The 17679-nt window shown below is 71.4% G+C and carries 16 protein-coding genes and 1 pseudogene; 5 read left to right on the plus strand and 12 right to left on the minus strand.

Annotated features, from left to right (window positions below; translation table 11 throughout):
- Positions 1-62 precede the first annotated feature (62 nt).
- The 3 genes from ACWGDB_RS18455 to ACWGDB_RS18465 all read left to right on the plus strand — a co-directional run bounded on the left by ACWGDB_RS18455 (position 63) and on the right by ACWGDB_RS18465 (position 2427).
- A complete protein-coding gene (locus ACWGDB_RS18455; RefSeq protein ID WP_453823392.1) occupies positions 63-653 on the plus strand; it encodes a TIGR03086 family metal-binding protein in 591 nt (196 codons plus the stop codon).
- Positions 654-730: 77 nt separating this feature from the next.
- A complete protein-coding gene (locus tag ACWGDB_RS18460; protein ID WP_453823393.1) occupies positions 731-1825 on the plus strand; it encodes an LLM class flavin-dependent oxidoreductase in 1095 nt (364 codons plus the stop codon).
- Entirely contained in the window at positions 1822-2427 is a 606-nt protein-coding gene (locus ACWGDB_RS18465; RefSeq protein WP_453823394.1) for an FMN reductase, read from the plus strand. The genes ACWGDB_RS18460 and ACWGDB_RS18465 overlap by 4 nt, the downstream gene beginning before the upstream one ends.
- Before the next feature lie 238 nt (positions 2428-2665).
- On the opposite strand, the gene ACWGDB_RS18470 is transcribed toward ACWGDB_RS18465, so the two are convergent.
- Both ACWGDB_RS18470 and ACWGDB_RS18475 read right to left on the minus strand, forming a co-directional pair.
- Positions 2666-3385: an NAD(P)-dependent oxidoreductase gene (locus ACWGDB_RS18470; RefSeq protein ID WP_453823395.1), complete on the minus strand. Its 720-nt coding sequence runs from the start codon at positions 3383-3385 to the stop codon at positions 2666-2668.
- A gap of 68 nt (positions 3386-3453) precedes the next feature.
- A complete protein-coding gene (locus tag ACWGDB_RS18475) occupies positions 3454-4398 on the minus strand; it encodes an EamA family transporter (protein ID WP_453823396.1) in 945 nt (314 codons plus the stop codon).
- 79 nt (positions 4399-4477) lie between these two features.
- On the opposite strand from ACWGDB_RS18475, the gene ACWGDB_RS18480 reads away from it, so the two are divergent.
- A complete protein-coding gene (locus ACWGDB_RS18480; RefSeq protein ID WP_453823509.1) occupies positions 4478-5374 on the plus strand; it encodes a LysR family transcriptional regulator in 897 nt (298 codons plus the stop codon).
- A gap of 70 nt (positions 5375-5444) precedes the next feature.
- On the opposite strand, the gene ACWGDB_RS18485 is transcribed toward ACWGDB_RS18480, so the two are convergent.
- From ACWGDB_RS18485 to ACWGDB_RS18515, 7 genes are all read right to left on the minus strand, one after another.
- Complete coding sequence (locus ACWGDB_RS18485) at positions 5445-6710, minus strand: ArgE/DapE family deacylase (protein ID WP_453823397.1); 1266 nt, start codon at positions 6708-6710, stop codon at positions 5445-5447.
- 126 nt (positions 6711-6836) lie between these two features.
- Positions 6837-8258, minus strand: coding sequence for an ATP-binding protein (locus tag ACWGDB_RS18490; RefSeq protein ID WP_453823398.1), 1422 nt, complete (start codon positions 8256-8258; stop codon positions 6837-6839).
- Positions 8259-8984, minus strand: a complete 726-nt coding sequence (locus tag ACWGDB_RS18495) for a response regulator transcription factor (protein ID WP_427840490.1) — start codon at positions 8982-8984, stop codon at positions 8259-8261.
- Positions 8985-9158: 174 nt separating this feature from the next.
- Positions 9159-10802, minus strand: a complete 1644-nt coding sequence (locus tag ACWGDB_RS18500) for a glycoside hydrolase family 13 protein (protein ID WP_453823399.1) — start codon at positions 10800-10802, stop codon at positions 9159-9161.
- A 61-nt stretch (positions 10803-10863) separates the two neighbouring features.
- Positions 10864-11724: a carbohydrate ABC transporter permease gene (locus tag ACWGDB_RS18505; RefSeq protein WP_453823400.1), complete on the minus strand. Its 861-nt coding sequence runs from the start codon at positions 11722-11724 to the stop codon at positions 10864-10866.
- On the minus strand, positions 11721-12743 hold the full coding sequence (locus ACWGDB_RS18510) for a carbohydrate ABC transporter permease (protein ID WP_453823401.1): 1023 nt from the start codon (positions 12741-12743) through the stop codon (positions 11721-11723). Before ACWGDB_RS18510 ends, ACWGDB_RS18505 begins: the two co-directional genes overlap by 4 nt.
- An 11-nt stretch (positions 12744-12754) precedes the next feature.
- The gene (locus tag ACWGDB_RS18515) at positions 12755-14071 is read right to left on the minus strand and encodes an ABC transporter substrate-binding protein (RefSeq protein ID WP_453823402.1); all 1317 of its coding nucleotides are present in this window, start codon (positions 14069-14071) and stop codon (positions 12755-12757) included.
- A gap of 286 nt (positions 14072-14357) precedes the next feature.
- Between ACWGDB_RS18515 and ACWGDB_RS18520 the strand changes: the two genes are divergently transcribed.
- Positions 14358-15377 (plus strand): LacI family DNA-binding transcriptional regulator, encoded by a 1020-nt coding sequence (locus ACWGDB_RS18520; RefSeq protein WP_453823510.1) that lies wholly within the window; start codon positions 14358-14360, stop codon positions 15375-15377.
- A gap of 140 nt (positions 15378-15517) precedes the next feature.
- On the opposite strand, the gene ACWGDB_RS18525 is transcribed toward ACWGDB_RS18520, so the two are convergent.
- From ACWGDB_RS18525 to ACWGDB_RS18535, 3 genes and pseudogenes are all read right to left on the minus strand, one after another.
- A complete protein-coding gene (locus ACWGDB_RS18525) occupies positions 15518-16180 on the minus strand; it encodes an HdeD family acid-resistance protein (RefSeq protein WP_453823403.1) in 663 nt (220 codons plus the stop codon).
- A 205-nt stretch (positions 16181-16385) separates the two neighbouring features.
- A pseudogene (locus ACWGDB_RS18530) lies at positions 16386-16756 on the minus strand (MFS transporter); the annotation flags it as partial.
- Between the two features lie 134 nt (positions 16757-16890).
- Positions 16891-17328: a hypothetical protein gene (locus ACWGDB_RS18535; RefSeq protein ID WP_003974483.1), complete on the minus strand. Its 438-nt coding sequence runs from the start codon at positions 17326-17328 to the stop codon at positions 16891-16893.
- Positions 17329-17679: the final 351 nt, after the last annotated feature.

Genomic DNA, 17679 nt, shown 5'->3' on the forward strand with positions numbered 1-17679 from the left:
GCGATTCCGCGGGCGTCGCGTTTCTTCAAGAAGGGCGGGGGCGGCTTCCCTACGGTCGGGGCATGGACACGAACAGTGTGAGGACGTACGGCATCGGTGAGCTGCTGGCCATGGCGCGCGAGCGGGCGGTTCCGGTGGTGCGGGGCATTCCCGACACGGCGCTCGCCGCTCCCACGCCCTGTGCCGAGTACGACGTGAAGGCGCTGGTCAATCATCTCTTCCAGGTGATCGTGCAGTTCCAGAAGCTGGCTGCGAAGGAGGCGTCGGACTTCGCCGAGACCCCCGACCGGGTCGCCGCGAGCCCCGAGTGGCGGGAGCGGCTCACGGACGAGGCGGACCGGCTGGTGGCGGCCTGGTCGGCGCCCGGGGCCGAGGAGGGCAGGACCGGGGGGATGGACATGCCCGCGCGGCTGGTCGGCTCCATGGCACTGCTCGATCTCACCGTGCATGTGTGGGACCTGGCACGGGCGACGGGCCAGGACTGCCCGGCGGCCGACGAGGCGGTCGTGGCGGAGCTGGCCGGCGCGGTGGACGAGCTGGCGCCGACGGCCAGGAAGATGGGCGTGTTCGGGGAGCCGATTCCGGTGGCCGAGGGCGCGTCGGCGTTCGAGCGGCTGCTGGCGCGGACCGGCAGGGATCCGCACTGGCGGTAGGGGGCGGGAATAGTGCCTGGGCGCTCGCCGTTCTCCGGGTATAGTTGAACCGTCAACAACCTGGAGGGTGAGCGACCATGCAGTTCGGGATCTTCAGCGTCGGCGATGTCACGCCGGACCCCACCACGGGCCGTACGCCGACCGAGCGCGACCGCATCAAGGCCATGGTCGCCATCGCGCTGAAGGCCGAGGAGGTCGGGCTCGACGTCTTCGCGACCGGCGAGCACCACAACCCGCCGTTCGTGCCGTCGTCCCCGACGACGATGCTCGGCTACATCGCGGCGCAGACGGAGCGGCTGGTGCTGTCCACCTCCACCACCCTGATCACCACCAACGACCCGGTGAAGATCGCCGAGGACTTCGCGATGCTCCAGCACCTGGCCGACGGCCGGGTGGACCTGATGATGGGCCGCGGCAACACCGGCCCGGTCTACCCCTGGTTCGGCCAGGACATCCGCCAGGGCATCAACCTCGCCATCGAGAACTACGCCCTGCTGCACCGGCTGTGGCGCGAGGACGTCGTGAACTGGGAGGGCAAGTTCCGTACGCCCCTGCAGGGCTTCACGTCCACGCCCCGGCCGCTGGACGGCGTCGCGCCGTTCGTCTGGCACGGCTCGATCCGCTCGCCGGAGATCGCCGAGCAGGCCGCGTACTACGGCGACGGCTTCTTCCACAACAACATCTTCTGGCCGGCCGACCACACCAAGCAGATGGTCGAGCTGTACCGGAACCGGTACGCCCACTACGGGCACGGCACCCCCGAGCAGGCGATCGTGGGGCTGGGCGGGCAGGTCTTCATGCGGAAGAACTCGCAGGACGCGGTCCGGGAGTTCCGGCCGTACTTCGACGTCGCGCCGGTGTACGGGCACGGCCCGTCACTGGAGGACTTCACGGACCAGACGCCGCTGACGGTCGGCTCCCCGCAGCAGGTGATCGAGAAGACGCTCTCCTTCCGCGAGTACGCCGGTGACTACCAGCGCCAGCTGTTCCTGATGGACCACGCCGGGCTGCCGCTGAAGACCGTCCTGGAGCAGCTCGACCTGCTCGGCGAGGAGGTCGTGCCGGTGCTGCGCAAGGAGTTCGCGGCCGGGCGGCCGGCCGACGTGCCCGAGGCGCCGACACACGCTTCCCTGCTGGCGAAGAAGGGTTCGGAAGAGGTGACCGTCGCATGAAGCTCGTCGTCGTGTCCGCGGGGCTGAGCGTCCCGTCCTCCACGCGGTTGCTGGGCGACCGGCTGGCGGCGGCGGTGGCCCGGCAGTCCTCCGACCCGGTGGACGTCGAGGTAGTCGAGCTACGCGACCTCGCCGTGGAGATCGCGCACAACTTCACCAGCGGCTTCCCGGGCCGCAAGCTGGCCGCCGCGATCGACGCGGTGACCTCGGCGGACGGGCTGATCGTCATCACGCCGGTGTTCTCGGCCTCGTACAGCGGCTTGTTCAAGTCCTTCTTCGACGTGATCGACAAGGACGCGCTGACGGGCCTGCCGGTGCTGATCGCGGCCACCGGCGGCACCGCCCGGCACTCCCTGGTCCTGGAGCACGCCCTGCGTCCGCTCTTCGCCCACCTGAGGGCCGTGGTCGTTCCGACCGGCGTCTACGCCGCCTCGGAGGACTGGGGTGCCGAGGGGCTGAACGGGCGGATCGAGCGGGCGGCGGGCGAGCTGGCGGGGTTGATGCAGGGCCTGTCGGGAGTCAGGACGACCGCCGCGGCCGACCTCACGGTGGTGCCCTTCGCCGAGCAGCTGGCCGCACTGAACAGCCCGTCCGGCGGTTGAGGACGAGGCCGTTCAGGCGGAAAGGGGTTGGCCTTCCATGACCGTGCCCTTACCCCTCGGTGTGATCGACCTGGGCAGCAACCTGCCCCCAACTGCAGCCCCCGGCCGGGCAGTCGGGGGCGTTGCCCGCCCCGGACGGGTGTGATTGCCCAGGCTCCAGGGCGGCTCACCTCATGCGGGGCGATGCACAGGATTGGGGACAGCGTCCGGACGCTTGACTACTTCATGGCCGGCTATGTCACCGCCCTGGAGCGCAACCTCGTCCGGCCGCTTGCCGATCAGCCGGGCTCTCGTCGCGGTGGACGACCGTGAAGTGGCGGATGCGGCCGACTTCATCGGTGTGGCGCTCGGGGCCGGAGGCCTCCAGTTCGTCGACCACCGCGACCGCCAGGTCCTCCGCGCTGATCCACGAACGGCCGTCCGCGGCGGTGAGCAAGGTGTCGGTGCCCCGCCGGTAGCGGCCGGTCCGGTCACCGGGCTCCAGCAGGGCCGGTGGGCTCAGATAGACCCAGTCGGCATCGGGGTGCGCCTGGCAGGTCCGCAGCTGAGCCGTTCCGGCAGCCGCCACGGCCCGCCACTCGGCCGGGACGTACGCGGGATTGTCGGCCACCGGCAGGCCGCGGTCCTCCGGGCTGCGCAGCGCGCCGGCGCCGCCGACGACGAGGACGCGGATGCCGAGTCTGGAGGCGACGTCCAGCACCGTGCGGGTGGCTCCGACCAGGAAGTCCTGGTCGACCGGAAGGGTCCGTACGGTGAGCACGACGGCGTCCGGCGCGGAGTGCGTGAGCGCCTCGCGCAAAGCGGAGGGGTCGTTCGCGTCGACCGCGACCGGCGTGACGTTCGGCCCCTGGGCCGGGGGCTTCCGGGACAGGGCGAGCACCTGGTGGCCGCGCGTGCCCGCCTCGCCGATCACCCGGCTGCCGACCATCCCGGTGGCACCGAGCACGGCGATCGTCATGCCTGCATTCATCGAACTCGTCGAAGTCGAACTCGCCGTAGTCGAACCCGTCGTCATCGAATCCGTCGTCATCGAACCCGCACTCCTCTCATCAGCGCCTTCGGGGAATTGAGCTGTGCCGCGAGCAACGCGGCCAGGGCGAGCGCGAAGCCGATGCCCTGCGGCAGGCTCAGCGATTCGCCCAGGGCGAGGCCGACGACGGTCGCGACCAGCGGGGACAGCAGCACCAGCGGTGCGGACGCGCCGACCGGCAGCCTGCCGATGCCGCGGAACCACAGCGTGTAGGCGATCAGCCCGCCCATGCTGCCGAGCCAGAGGTAGCCGCCGGCCGCCCCGGCGTCGATCCGCTGCGGCACGCCCTCGATCGCGAGGGTGAGGGGGAGCAACAGCAGGCCACCGGCGGTGAGTTGCCAGCCGGCCAGGGTCAGGGGGCCGACCCCCGCGGGACGGCCCCAGCGCTTGGTGAGGACGACCCCGCCGGCCATGGCGGCCGTCCCGCCGAGGCCGGCGAGCACGCCTGCGGCGTCCAGTTGGGCGTCCGGCCCGAGCACGACGAGTCCGACGCCGGCGACACCGATCACGCCCCAGATCCATCGCCAGACCGTAGGCCGGTCGTGGAGCACCGCGATGGCCAGCCCGGCGACGAGCAGTGGCTGGGTGGCGCCGAGCGTGGCGGCGACACCGCCGGGGAGGCGTTCGGCGGCGAGGAACAACAGGGGGAACAGGACGCCGATGTTGAGACCGCCGAGGATGGCGGCCCGCCACCACCAGTCCCCGCGCGGCAGCACGCGTGAGATCGCCAGCCCGATCAGCCCGGCGGGCAGGGCGCGCATCAGCGCGGCGAACATCGGATGCCCGGGGGGCAGGAGTTCCGTGGTCACGGCGTATGTGGTGCCCCAGGTCACGGGGGCGATCGCGGTGAGGGCGACGGTTGCGGCGGTCGCGGCGGTCGTCACCGGCAACGCGTACGAAGGCCGTATCGGGCCCGGTGACCGTTCGGTCAAGGAATGCATGTCACGCAGTCTCCGCGGCCACCCTTCATGACTCCAAAGCATGGTTGTCATCACAGCCATGAAGCAGAACGATGGAAACGTGGACCTCCAGCAGATGCGCTACGTCGTCGCCGTCGCCGAAACCCGCAACTTCACCCGTGCCGCAGAGCGCTGCGGCGTGGTGCAGTCGTCGCTCAGTCACCGGATCGCCGGACTGGAACGGGAGCTCGGGGTCCGGCTGTTCGCCCGCTCCAGCCGCCGTGTCGAGCTGACCAGCGCCGGGGAGGCGTTCGTCGCCGCCGCGCGCGAGTGCCTGGCCGCGGCCGACCGCGCGGTCGCCGACGCCGCCGCGGCGACCGGAGTCGTACGGGGCCGGCTCGCCGTCGGTGTGATCGTGACGACGGCTGCCGTGGACGTACCGGAACTGCTGCAGCGCTACCGCGCCCGGTACCCGGACGTCCATGTCGTCCTGCGCTCCGGACGCAGCGACGAACTGGCGACGGCCATCCGCGACGGCGACCTGGACATCGCCTTCCTGGGCCTGCCGGAGGGCGAGGCGCCGTCCGGCGTCGAATCCGTCGTCCTCGATCACGACGAGCACGCCCTCGTCGTGCCGGCCGGGCACCGGCTCGCGGGCGCCTCCCGGGTCACGCTGGCGGAGATCGCCGGCGAGACGTTCGTGGACTTCGCGGCGGGGACACCGGCCCGCGCCCAGTCCGACCGGGCCTTCGCCGCGGCCGGTCTGGTCCGCGATGTCGCGTACGAGGCCGGCGTCGTCGAGCTGATCTCCCGGCTGGTCGCCCGCGGGCTCGGCATCGCGCTGCTGCCGTCGGCGTACATCGGCCCCCTGGCCGCCCACGACCCCGAACTGGCCCTGGTCCGGGTGCTCGACGGACCGCACCGCCTGGAGTACCTGGCGTGGAGCCGCTTCAATCCCAGCCCGGCGACTCGGGCGCTGCTCGATGTCCTCGGGGTCGCACGTTCCTCAGGGAAGTGAGAGCGTCAGGGCGCCCCGCCCTGCTCCGGCCCCTCGTAGGACCCTTCCAAGGCGTCACCCCCGGCTCGGCTCACTTAGCGCCGACCGTCCGCAGCACCGCCACCGCCAACGTCCGCGCCGCCTGCACCACTTCGGCGAGCGACACCCGCTCCCGCTCACTGTGCGCCACGCGGATGTCCCCCGGCCCGAACTGCAACGTCGGGATCCCCGCGCCGGCGTACAGCCGCAGATCGCTCCCGTACGGCGCCCCGCACTCCCGCAGCCCCGCCGCTCCCCCGGCGTCCGCATGGGCGCCCCGGATCGCCTCCGGCAACGGATGTCCCTCCGGCAGCCGCCCGGCGGCGAACTGCCCGCCCGGCCAGGTCACGGTCGCCGGGTGCGCGCGCAGCCAGGGGTCATCGGTGCACGCCTGTGCCACGCACCGCTCGAACGCGGCCCGCGCCTGCGCCGGTTCCTCCCCCAGCCGTACCCCCAACCGCCCCTCCGCGACCAGCAGATCGGGCACGCTGCTCGCCCAGTCCCCGGCGCGCAGGGTTCCCACCGACACGGCGTAGGGGATCGGGTGTTCGGCCATCAGGGGATGCGCGTCCCGGTTGCGCTCGGTCTCCAGCCGGGCCAGCGCCCGGTGCAGCGGCAGATACGCGTCGACCGCGCTCACGCCCTGGTCCCGCGCACTGCCGTGGGCCGCCTTGCCGGGCACGGCGATACGGAAGGTCAGGGCGCCGGCGTTGGCGGTGACGAGGGCGCCGCCCGTCGGCTCGGCGATGACGCAGACGTCACCCCGGTGGCCGCGCCGCAGCGTGCCGAAGGCGCCGAGGCCGCCGTCCTCCTCGCCCACGACGAAGTGCACGCCGATGCGCCCGCGCAGCCGCACCCCGGCGGCCCGTATCGCCGCGAGGGCGGCGAGGTGCGCCACCAGGCCGGCCTTCATGTCGCAGGCGCCCCGGCCGTGGACGACGTCCCCGACCACCCTCGGCACGAACGGATCGCCCTCCCAGGCGTCCAGGTCACCCGGCGGTACGACGTCCACGTGGCCCTGGAGGACGAAGGCCGGACCGTCGCCGCCGTCCTCCGTCACCCCGACGAGCCCCCAGGCCTCCTCGCGTTCGGCCTCCGCCCCCGGAAAGCCGGGGTCCGCGCGCAGCGCGTCCAGGTCCATGGACCACAGGTCGACATCCAGCCCGAGCCGCTCCAGCCGCCCCGCCAGTAGATGCTGAAGCTCCGACTCGGCCGCGCTCCCGGTCACGCTGGGCACGGAGATCAGCTCCAGCAGCGTCCGCCCGATCCCGGCCTCGTCGATCTCCGCCAGTACGGCGCTCTCCACGTCGCTCAGCACGATGACGCTCCTCCCCTCGACCACCGGGCACGACGCACGCCCCGCCCGCACAGATAGTGGCCCATTCACGAAGATCCGATCCACGCAGATCCGATCCATGCAGATCCGAGAGAGTGCAGCCCGCCCTCAGCCGGAACCGCCCACCGTGAACCCGATCGCCGTCCCGCCCCCGTCCCGCCGGAAGGCGAACGGCGCTCCCCCGTGCGACAGCGCCACCTCCCGCACGATCGACAGCCCCAGCCCGGACCCCGGCAGCGATCGCGCGTCGGCGGCGCGGTAGAAGCGGTCGAAGACCCGGATCAGGTCGTCCTCGGCGATACCGGGCCCCCGGTCGAGGACCTCCACCCGCACCGTCCCGGGCCGGGCGGGCCCGGCGACGTTGATCTCGATCGGCGCGGTCCCCGCGCGGTCGAACTTCGCCGCGTTCTCGACGAGATTGGTCACCGCGCGCTGAAGCATCGCCGGCCGCCCCTGCGTCGTCGTCTCCCCGCACGCGCGGACGACGATCCGCCGTCCCGTGCGCCGCCGGGCGAGCCCGGCGACGTCCTCGGCGATGTCCGCGAGGTCCACCCGCTGGGCCGGCTCGGCGTCGGACTGCCCGGCCGCCAGGTCGACCAACTCATTGACCAGGTCGGTCAGTTCGCGCGCCTCCTGGCCCAGGTCCGCGACCAGCTCGTCACGGGTGTCGGGAGGCAGTTCGTCGATGCGGCGCAGCAGGGAGATGTTCGTACGGAGTGAGGTGAGCGGGGTGCGCAGCTCGTGGCCCGCGTCCTGAACCAGCCGCCGCTGGTCCTCCTCCGACTGGGCGAGGCGCCCCAGCATGCGGTCGAAGGCGCGGCCCAGCCGGCCGACCTCGTCGTATCCGGCGACCGGCACCTGGATGCCGAGCCGCCGGGTGCGGGCGACATCCTCGGCGGCGGAGGTGAGGACGACCAGGCGACGCGTGATGCGCCGGGCCAGCCACCAGCCGAAGAGCCCCGCCAGCGTCACCACCGCCGCCATCAGCAGCAGCGTCCGCTGCTGGAGCGCCCGCAGCAGGTCCTCGGTGTCGCTGAACTCCTGGGCGACCTGGACCGCGCCCCGCCCGCCGCCGAGCGCGACGGTCGCGACGCGGTAGATGTCGCTGCCGACGCCGACGTCCCGGTACTGGACCATCCGCCCGGCCGTCCCGTCGGCCGCGATCCGCCGGTCGGCGGACATGACCGGCAAGCCCGGGCGCCCCGGGTCGACGACGGTCCCGTCCGGGCCCAGCACCTGCACATCGGTACGGGCGGGCCGTACGAGATCGTGGCCCGGCGCGGAGGAGGAGAAGTCGTCCGGGGTCATCGGCCGCTGCCGGACCTCGCCCCGCAGATCCTGCACGACCTCGTCGAACACGGACTCCTGGTCGACCCGCACCAGCCGGGCGGCGGCGGTGTACGACAGCAGCCCGACCAGGACGGTGACCACGGCGGTCACGGCGGCGAAGGACAGGGCGAAGGTGGTGCCCAGTCCCGTTCTGCGTCGTGCCGTCAGCAGCTTCCCGAGCCGACGCCGGGCCGTGCCCACTCAGTCCTCCCGCAGCACGTAACCCACGCCGCGCACCGTGTGGATCAGCTGCGGAGCGCCCGGCTCGTCGAGCTTGCGGCGGAGGTAGCCGACGTAGACGGCGAGGTTCTTGGAGCCGGGGCCGAAGTCGTAGCCCCAGATGCGGTCGTAGATGGTGGAGTGGTCGAGGACGATGCCGGCGTTGCGGACCAGCAGCTCGAGCAGCTCGAACTCGGTCCGCGTCAGCTCCAGCTCCCGCGCGCCCCGCCACGCCCGCCGCGCCTGCGGGTCCATCCGCAGCCCGGCCGCCTCGATCAGCCGGCCGGAGGGCTCGGGGGCCTGCGGCTGCTTCGGTACGTCGACGGGGGCGCCGTTCGCCTCACTGGTGCGGCGCAGCAGGGCGCGCAGCCGGGCGAAGACCTCCTCGACGTCGAAGGGCTTCACGACGTAGTCGTCGGCGCCCGCGTCCAGGCCGGCGATGCGGTCCTGGGTCTCCACGAGCGCCGTCAGCATCAGGATCGGGGTGCGGTCGCCCTCGGCGCGCAGCACCCGGCACACCTGCAGGCCGTCGATGCCGGGCATCATCACGTCCAGCACGAGCACGTCCGGCGGTGTGCGGTGGGCCTGCGCCAGCGCCTCGACGCCGTCGGCGACCGCGGTGACCTGGTAGCCCTCCAGGGTCAGCGCGCGCTCCAGGGCGTGGCGGATGGCGCGGTCGTCTTCGGCGAGGAGAACAGTCTGGGACACGGGTTCAGTCTGCCAAGGCCTCCGGCGGTTCGGCCTTGTGAGCGAGCTTACGATCACCCTTCTTACTGGGATCTCACCGTCACAGGGCCGCCGCACCCGGGGCTGCGCCTCGTGCATCGGGGGGGGACCCGGAAGTCCCGCCCCGACGTGCTGCGGGTGCGACCGCACCCTCCGCTACACCGCCAGCCACGCCGCCTGATCCGGCGCCAGCACGTCGCCCTCCACGGGGCCGCTCGCCAGCAGCACCGAGGTGTGGTCCGGCAGCGGACACGGCTCGGCCGAGAGGTTGACCACGCACACGAAGCCGGGGTCGCGGCTGAGGGCGAGGACACCTTCGGGGGTCTCCAGCCAGGTCATGGTGCCGTCGCCGAGGGCGGGGTGCTCGCGGCGCAGGCGCAGGGCGGTGCGGTACAGCTCCAGCATGGAGTCCGGGTCGCCGGACTGGGCCGCCACGCTGTGCGGCGCCCAGTCGGCGGGCTGCGGCAGCCAGGGCTCCCCGGTGGCGCCGTCGGGACTGAAGCCGTACGGGGCGCTGCGGCCGGACCAGGGGATCGGGACCCGGCAGCCGTCCCGGCCACGGTCGGTGTGGCCGGAGCGCTCCCAGACGGGATCCTGGAGCACGGCCTCGGGCAGGTCCTCGACCTCGGGCAGGCCGAGTTCCTCGCCCTGGTAGACGTAGGCGCCGCCGGGCAGGGACAGCATCAGCAGGGCGGCGGCGCGGGCCCGCCTGGTGCCCAGCTCCAGGTCGAGGGGGCCCTCGGGTTCGTATGACGTGTTGGCCACCCAGCGCTTGGTGGCCTTGCGGCCGTAGCGGCTGGGGTGCCGTACGACGTCGTGGTTGGACAGCACCCAGGTGGCGGGCGCGCCCACCGCGCCGAGCATCTCCAGGGAGCCGTCGATGACCGTGCGCAGGTCCTTCGGGTGCCAGCTCGACATCAGGAAGTCGAAGTTGAACGCGGTGTGCAGGCCGTCCCGGCGGACGTACGCGGCGAGCCTCTCGGGGGTGTCCGCCCAGGCCTCGGCGACGAAGGACCGGTCGCCGGGGAACTCGTCGGCCACCCTGCGCCAGGCGCGGTAGATGTCGTGGACCTCGTCGCGGTCCCAGTGCGGATGGTCGACGTGCTGCCAGGCCTGCCCGTCGTCCGGGTCCCGGCGGGGCGGGAGGTCGGGCAGCTCCGGGTGCTTGATCAGGCCGTGCGCGACGTCGATGCGGAAGCCGTCCACGCCACGGCCGAACCAGAAGCGCAGGACGGACTCGAACTCGGCGCGCACCTCGGGGTGTTCCCAGTTCAGGTCCGGCTGTTCGGGGGCGAAGAGGTGCAGGTACCACTGGCCGTCGGGCAGCCGGGTCCAGGCGGGGCCGCCGAAGCAGGACACCCAGTCGTTGGGCGGCAGGGAGCCGTCGTCGCCCCGGCCCTCGCGGAAGACGTAGCGTTCCCGCTCCGGGCTGCCGGGGCCCGCCGCCAGCGCCTCCTGGAACCAGGCGTGCCGGTCCGAGGTGTGGTTGGGCACGATGTCGGGGATGACGCGGATCCCGTGCGCGTGCGCCTCCTCGATGAGCCGCTCGGCCTCGGCGACCGTGCCGAACACCGGGTCGATCTCCCGGAAGTCGGCCACGTCGTAACCGTGGTCCGCCATCGGGGACTTGTACCAGGGGTTGATCCAGATGGCGTCCACGCCCAGCGACTTCAGGTACGGCAGTCGGGAGCGGATGCCGGCGATGTCACCGACGCCGTCGCCGTTCCCGTCGGCGAAGCTGCGGATGTAGACCTGGTAGATGACGGCACTGCGCCACCAGGGTGCGGAGGTGGGGGACAAGGCTGGGTATCTCCTTGGTCGTTGGGTGGGGATGGGGGGAAACGGCTACGGAAAGGGGTGGCTACTTTGCCGCGCCCGCCGTGAGTCCGGCGACGATGCGGCGCTGGAAGAGCAGCACCATGACCACCAGCGGGACCGTGACGAGGACGCCCGCGGCCATCTGACTGCCGAACGGCGTCTCGTACGTCGTCGCGCCGGTGAACTTCGAGATGGCGACCGGCGCGGTCTGCATGTCCGGCTTGTTGGTCATCGACAGGGCGATGAGGAACTCGTTCCAGGCGGCGATGAACGTGATGATCGCCGTGGTGAAGATGCCCGGCGCGGCGAGCGGGATGATGACCTTGCGGAACGCCTGGCCGCGCGTGCAGCCGTCGACCATCGCCGCGTGCTCCAGCTCGTCCGGCATCTGCCGGAAGAACGCGGTCAGGTTCCACACCGCCAGCGGCAGCGCGAAGGACATGCTCGGCACGATCATCGCCTGGTAGGTGTTGATCCAGCCGACGTCCGTGAACAGCTTCAGCAGCGGGACCACGATCGACACCACCGGGAACATCGAGGTAGCGATGACGAGGGTCAGGATCAGCCGCTTGCCGCGGAACTCCAGCCGGGCCATCGCGTAGGCGGTGAACGTGGCCAGCACCAGGGCCAGGACGGTGGTGATCCCGGCGACGACCAGGCTGTTCAGCAGCGCCCGGCCGAAGCCCTGCGCCGGGTCGAACACCGCCCGGTAGTTCTCGAAGGACACCGGGGACGGCACGAGCGAGGTGTCGAAGATGTCCGAGGTGCGGCGCAGGCTGGAGACCAGCATCCAGTAGAACGGGGCCAGACAGCAGGCGACGACGGCGGCGACCGAGGCGTAGAGCAGTCCGCTGCGCCACTTCGCGGTGACGGACGTTGTCCTCGCGGTGAGGGTGGTTGTCATGCGGTCACCTCCGTACGGCGGCGTCCTGCCGTCCGTCGGCGGCGTGCGGCGCCCTCTCCGACGAGGTCCGCGCCGAGCAGCCGTACGAAGGCCAGGGCGATGAGGAAGACGTAGAGGAAGAGGAGCACGGCGTAGGCGGACGCCGGGCCGAAGCGGACGTTGGACGCCTCGTCCTGCGCCAGCATGGACAGGGTCTCCACCGAGTGCTTCTGCGCGCCCACGAGGATGTACGGCAGGTCGAACATCCGCAGCGCGTCCATGCAGCGGAACAGCACCGCCACCAGCAGCGCGGGCTTCACCAGGGGCAGTGTGATGTGCCAGAACTGGCGGGGTGGACGGGCGCCGTCGAGGCGGGCCGCCTCGTAGACCTCCTTCGGGATCACCTGCAGGCCGGCCAGGACGAGCAGCCCGATGAAGGGGGCCGTCTTCCACACCTCGGCGACGATGACCGCGACCTTGGCGTGGAAGCCCTCGGTGGTCCACAGGATCTGATGGCCGATCAGGGCGTTGGCGATGCCGTCGCTGTTGAAGATCCACCGCCACAGCAGGCCGGAGATCGCGGTGGGCACCGCCCAGGGGATCAGGATCCCGGCGCGTACGAAGCCGCGGCCTCGGAAGGCCTTGTGCATGATCAGGGCCATGGCCACCCCGATCACGGTCTCCAGGCCGACCGTGACGACGGTGAACCAGGTGGTGTTCCAGAAGGCGTTCCAGAACCGGTCCCCGGCCTCGCCGAAGATGTCGGCGTAGTTCTTCAGGGCGACGAACGGCTCGGTGTCGCTGATGAATCCGGTCGCCGGGTCCAGGCCCTTCGGCCCGTACAGCGACCCCTTGAGCGCCATGAGGGTCGGGTAGATGACGACGATCGACAGCACCAGCAGGGTCGGGGACACCAGCAGGGCCGCCATCCGCCCCGATCCGGCGGTCGCCCGGGCCGTCCTTCCCGTGAGCCGACGGCGGGTGACGGGTTCGCAGGCCGGTCCGTCGGTGACCTCGGGCGGGATCTCGGTCTTGGTCATGGCCCCGCCCCTCACCGCGTGACGGACTTCTGCAGCGCCGCCTGCAGGTCCTTCAGCGCCTGCGCGCTGCTCTTGTCACCGGTCAGGGCGGCGTACGCCTGCTGCTGGACCGCCGCGGTCACATCGCCGTACTGCACGACCCGCGGGCGCGGCACGGCCCGCAGGATGGACTCCTTGAGCACGGGCAGATAGGGGTACTGCGCGATCAGCGCCTTGTCGTCGTACAGGGCGGCGTACGGCGGGGCGGCGGAGGCCTCCTTGAGTTGCGTGGCCGTGTTCTCCTCGCTGGTGAAGAACTTGATGAAGTCCAGGGCCGTGGCCTTGTTCCTCGCGAAGGAGGACAGGGCCATGTTGTGGCCGCCCAGGCTGGAGGCGCCGGGCCCGTTCAGGCCGGGCAGCGGGGCGACCGCGTACTTCCCCTTGATCCCGCTCTTGGCGGCCAGGCCGTACATGTAGGGCCAGTTGCGCAGGAAGACGAGCTTGCCGGACTGGAACGCCTGGCGGCCGTCCTCCTCCTGGTAGGTGACGCTCTCCTTGGGGATCGTCCCGTCCTTCGCGGAGCCGACGAGGAAGTCCAGGCCCTTCCTGGCCTCGGAGGTGTCGACGTCCGGCGTGCCCTTCGCGTCGGTGACGGTGCCGCCCGCCGAGTTCACGGCCTCGGCGAAGTTCACGGTCAGGCCCTCGTACTTCTGGAACTGCCCGGCGTAGCAGGACATGTCCTTCGCCTCGGGCAGCTTCTTCACCTTGGCGCAGGCGTTCTTCAACTCGGCCCAGGTGACCGGGGGTTGGCCGACCCCGGCCTTCTTCAGCAGGTCGGAGCGGTAGTACAGCATGCCGCCGTCGGAGCTGCCCGGAACCGCGTACAGGCCGCCGCGGTACTTGGCCGTCTCCACCACCGGCTTCAGCATTCTGCTCAGCGGGAACCGCTCCTGCGGCAGCCTGTCGATCCACTGGTGGGCGGCGAACTCCGACGTCCACACGACGTCGAGGGACAACACCGTGTAGGCGTCGGACTTCGTCTCCGCGTTCTGGATCATCTGCCGGCGCTGGGCGTCCGGGTCCGTCGGCAGCTGGATGAAGGTGACCTTCTCCTTCGGGTGCTGCTTGTTCCAGCGGTCGATCATCGGCTGGACGCTGCCGGTGGTGTCCTTGCCGGCCACGTACGTGATGGGGCCGCGCCCCTCGAACGACGGTGCTCCGGACTGCCCGGAGTCGGTGCCGGCGGAGGGGGAGCAGGCGGTGATGAGCAGCCCGCCGGTGGCGAGCGCGGCCGAACACCGGAACGCTCTGGTCGCGGTCCTGGACGTTGGGGAGGTCTTGATCGTCACTGTCTCTCCTGGGCGTGCGGTTCCTCTTGAGACTGCGTTGTCATTGCCCTGATTGGGCAATCAGGCAGGTCAGAGCAATTGCTTTGACGGCACTGGGGGAATTCGACAGCGATTCGGCACCGTCGAGACAACGCTTGCAAGCTAGGGGCGGCCTAACCGGAAGTCAATGTGTTACTTAGCGGTAGTACTGCGAAGTGTGCCGTGAAAGCGCTGTCACGCAGACCCGTGGACGGCGTGTCCCCTGTGCTACCGTCCGCTCATGCCACCAGCTCAGCGGCACCCGACGATGGCCGACGTGGCCGAACGGGCCGGGGTCTCCACATCCACCGTCTCCCGCACGCTGCGCGGACTCTCCACCGTTTCGCCCGACGTGCGCGCCCGCGTCGAGAAGGCCGCGCGCGAGCTGAACTTCGCCGTGTCACGACAGGCTGCAAGCCTTGTCACGGGCCGAACCGGGAACGTCGCGGTGCTCGTGCCCACACTCGACGCGTGGTTCATGGGAGCCGCCCTGTCCAGCCTGGCCCCGCTGCTGCGGGCGGCCGGCATGGAGCTCAACGTCTATGTGATCCCCGACCTGGCCGAACGCACCTCGTTCTTCGACCGCCTCCCGGCCCGGCGCAACGCGGACGCCCTGCTGGTGTTCTCCTTCGACCTCACCGACGAGGAGACCGCGCGGCTGGACAGCCTCGGCATCCCCGTCATCTACGTCAGCCAGCACGTCGAAGGACGGCCCAGCGTCTACGTCGACGACGTGGCCGGCGCCCTGCACGGCACCCGGCACCTGCTCAACCTCGGCCACCGGCGGATCGCCTTCCTGGCGACGCAGGGCGCCAGCGGCTTCTCCTTCAGCTCCAACGAACGGCTGCTCGGCTACCAGCAGGCACTCACCGAAGCGGGCGTCCCGCTCGACGACGACCTCGTGACCGCGGTGCAGGTCGCCGACCGGCGCGACATCGCCGAGGCACTCGGCACGCTGCTCAGCCTGCGCGAGCCGCCCACCGCGATCTTCGCCGAGCAGGACGAGGTCGCGGTCGCGTCCGTCCGGATCCTGCGCAGGACACAGATCGCCGTGCCGGAACGGATCTCCGTCCTCGGCTTCGACGACCAGCCGCTCGCCGACTGGTTCGACCTGTCCACGGTGGCCCAGTCCGCCGCGGACATCGGCCGCGAGGCCGGCGAGCTGGCCCTGCGGCTCATCGAGGACTCCGAGGCCGAGCACGAACGGCACGTCGTCCTGCCCACGCATGTGATGCCGCGGGCCACCACGGCGCCCGTGTTCCGCCCGGACGACGAGTCCGGCGCCTGACGAGCCCGACCGGGGCGCGGCTCCTTTCGGCACTCACGTGCGCCTTCGGCAGCCACACGTCCCCAGACACGCGCTCGCACGACTCGAAGGGCCCGTCGCTTCGGTCCACGCACAGCGCCCGGACGAACGGCGCCGGGGCGTCATGCCATGGGGGCGGGATCTTGCGTGCCCGTGCCGCGCGCCCTTCGGAGCGCCGCCCGCCACGCGAAGGCGACCGCCGCCTCGGCCACACCGAGCAGGACCAGCCACAGGCCGAGCAGCCGGGTCAACGCGCGGGCGGACTCGGCCGGCAGGGCGAGCACCACGATCCCCGCGACGATGCCGAGCACCGCGACGCACAGGACCACGCCACGGTGCGGCAGGCCCTTGGCCGCGACGGCCGTGTAGAGGGTGAGGACACCGGACACGAGCCAGACGACGCCGACGATCAGCGAGAGCGCGGTGATGGTCTGCAGCGGGTTCCGCAGGCACAGGACTCCGGCCAGGAGGTACAGCACGGCCAGGAGCAGTCCGGGCAGTCGTTCTCCGTGCTCCTCCCGCGCAAACACGTCGACAAACCGGAACACGCCGGTGACCAGGAGATACAGGCCGATGAGGACCGCCAGGACGTGCAGCGTGCCATCCGGCCAGACCAGTATCAGAATGCCTGGCACCAGCGTCGCGACCGCCGAGCCCAGGATCCAGATCCAGGAACGGCCCAGTCGCGCCAGCACATCCGCGGGATCCTCCACCGGGCCGGGGGCCACCCCGCCGGCAGGGGGTTCCGGTCCGGCGCGCGACGCCGGTCCACGCGGCATGGTCATCGCTCTTCTCCTCGCGTGATCGAGCGGGTCGCTCCCGGACTGCGGAAAGCGCGATACGGGGGCCTCGACCGCCTCATCGTCCCTTGCACCGCCGACGGCCGGGTCACCCACGGCGGGTGATCCGGGGACTGCGCCGCGGCGATGGGGTCGCCGCGTGCCGGGCCGGCGTTCCGGGACACGGCAGGTGCCCCTTCCGCCCGGTTCACTACGTCGATCCGGCCCCTGCCGGAGCATCGGTCCTCGGCCGACGGGCACGGTTCGTCCGGCCGGCCGGCAGATGGGGTGTGACCAGGAAGCTGACGAGTGTGATGCCGCCGGTCGCGAGGATCGCCGCCTTCAGGCCGTGAGCTGTGCCGAGGCGTAGGAGTCCGTCACTGCGTCGACCTCGGACGGGGGCAGCCCGGCGCGCTGGGCGGCGGAGCGCACCTGGTCGGTGGCGACGAAGGTGACTCCCGCCTCGAGGGCCACGCCGACCTCCTCCCGTGTCTGCGTGGACAGTCGCGGGTCGTCCGCGACCTGGGTGGTGAGGGCTTGGGCCAGCGAACCGATGAGGATCGATCCGATCAGCGCGGTCCCGCGCCGAGGGAGACCGCCGGGTGACGGCAGACGCCTGCGCCGCCGTCACCCTCATGACATCCGAAGGACCTGACCCGCGCCTCACCCGCTACGGGGGGTCGGGGGAGGGGGGTCCTCGGCCGGGCGCCGTCCGCTCAGGGCCAGACGAGGCAGTAGGGCTGATGCCCAGCCTCGTGCAACCGATGCGAGAAGTCCTGCCACTCGTGCAGCAGCTGATACACGTTGAACGCATCCCGGGGCCCACCCCGGTCCGGCACGGTCGACCAGATGAACGCCGCCGCGCCCACCGCTTCCTCTCCTATGCCGCGCAGGGGATCCACGACCGTCATCGGCAGCTTGACCACGGCGTAGTCGGGGTGGAGGACGACCAGCTCCAGGGGCGGCACCTTGTGCAGGGGGACGCCCTCGATGCCCGTGAGGACCATCGCGGCCATGGTCTCCGGCTTGATCTTGGTGAACATGCCGTTCATGCCAAGCTCGTCGCCGCCGAGTTCCTCGGGGCGCATCGAGATCGGGACGCGGGCCGCGGTCGCGCCGTCAGGCGCGCCGAAGTACTTGTACGTCACCCCCACCCGACCACCATTCCCGCTCACCCTCAGCCGATCACTGCGTCGGTCGGCCCGCTCTGATTCGTTCGGAACACTCGGCATATCCGGTACTACGTGTCCCTGACGTGCTTCGTTCGAATCCTCTGCCTCGCGCCGGTGTTTTCCCCGCCGGGCACGTCGAGGACCCAGGTCATCAGTCCCCTCGCCCAGTCCGCCACCGCGATGCATATCTCCACCCGACTGCTTTTCTAGGACGCGTGGCCCCGGCCGCGCAACCCGATCATCGTGTCAGTGACCTCCCCCACGGCCGCCCGCCGAAACGTGCGTTGAAACACCTGTCCGCGGGATGCCTTCAGTCCCCGACCATCACGCCCC

The organism is Streptomyces sp. NPDC055013 (genome assembly GCF_053608645.1).

Excerpts from the sequence above, each read along its gene's own strand:
- ACWGDB_RS18455 (WP_453823392.1), top strand. The coding sequence starts at position 63 with ATGGACACGAACAGTGTGAGGACGTACGGCATCGGTGAGCTGCTGGCC.
- ACWGDB_RS18460 (WP_453823393.1), top strand. The coding sequence starts at position 731 with ATGCAGTTCGGGATCTTCAGCGTCGGCGATGTCACGCCGGACCCCACC.
- ACWGDB_RS18465 (WP_453823394.1), top strand. The coding sequence starts at position 1,822 with ATGAAGCTCGTCGTCGTGTCCGCGGGGCTGAGCGTCCCGTCCTCCACG.
- ACWGDB_RS18470 (WP_453823395.1), bottom strand. The coding sequence starts at position 3,385 with ATGACGATCGCCGTGCTCGGTGCCACCGGGATGGTCGGCAGCCGGGTG.
- ACWGDB_RS18475 (WP_453823396.1), bottom strand. The coding sequence starts at position 4,398 with ATGCATTCCTTGACCGAACGGTCACCGGGCCCGATACGGCCTTCGTAC.
- ACWGDB_RS18505 (WP_453823400.1), bottom strand. The coding sequence starts at position 11,724 with ATGACAACCACCCTCACCGCGAGGACAACGTCCGTCACCGCGAAGTGG.
- ACWGDB_RS18510 (WP_453823401.1), bottom strand. The coding sequence starts at position 12,743 with ATGACCAAGACCGAGATCCCGCCCGAGGTCACCGACGGACCGGCCTGC.
- ACWGDB_RS18520 (WP_453823510.1), top strand. The coding sequence starts at position 14,358 with ATGGCCGACGTGGCCGAACGGGCCGGGGTCTCCACATCCACCGTCTCC.
- ACWGDB_RS18525 (WP_453823403.1), bottom strand. The coding sequence starts at position 16,180 with ATGACCATGCCGCGTGGACCGGCGTCGCGCGCCGGACCGGAACCCCCT.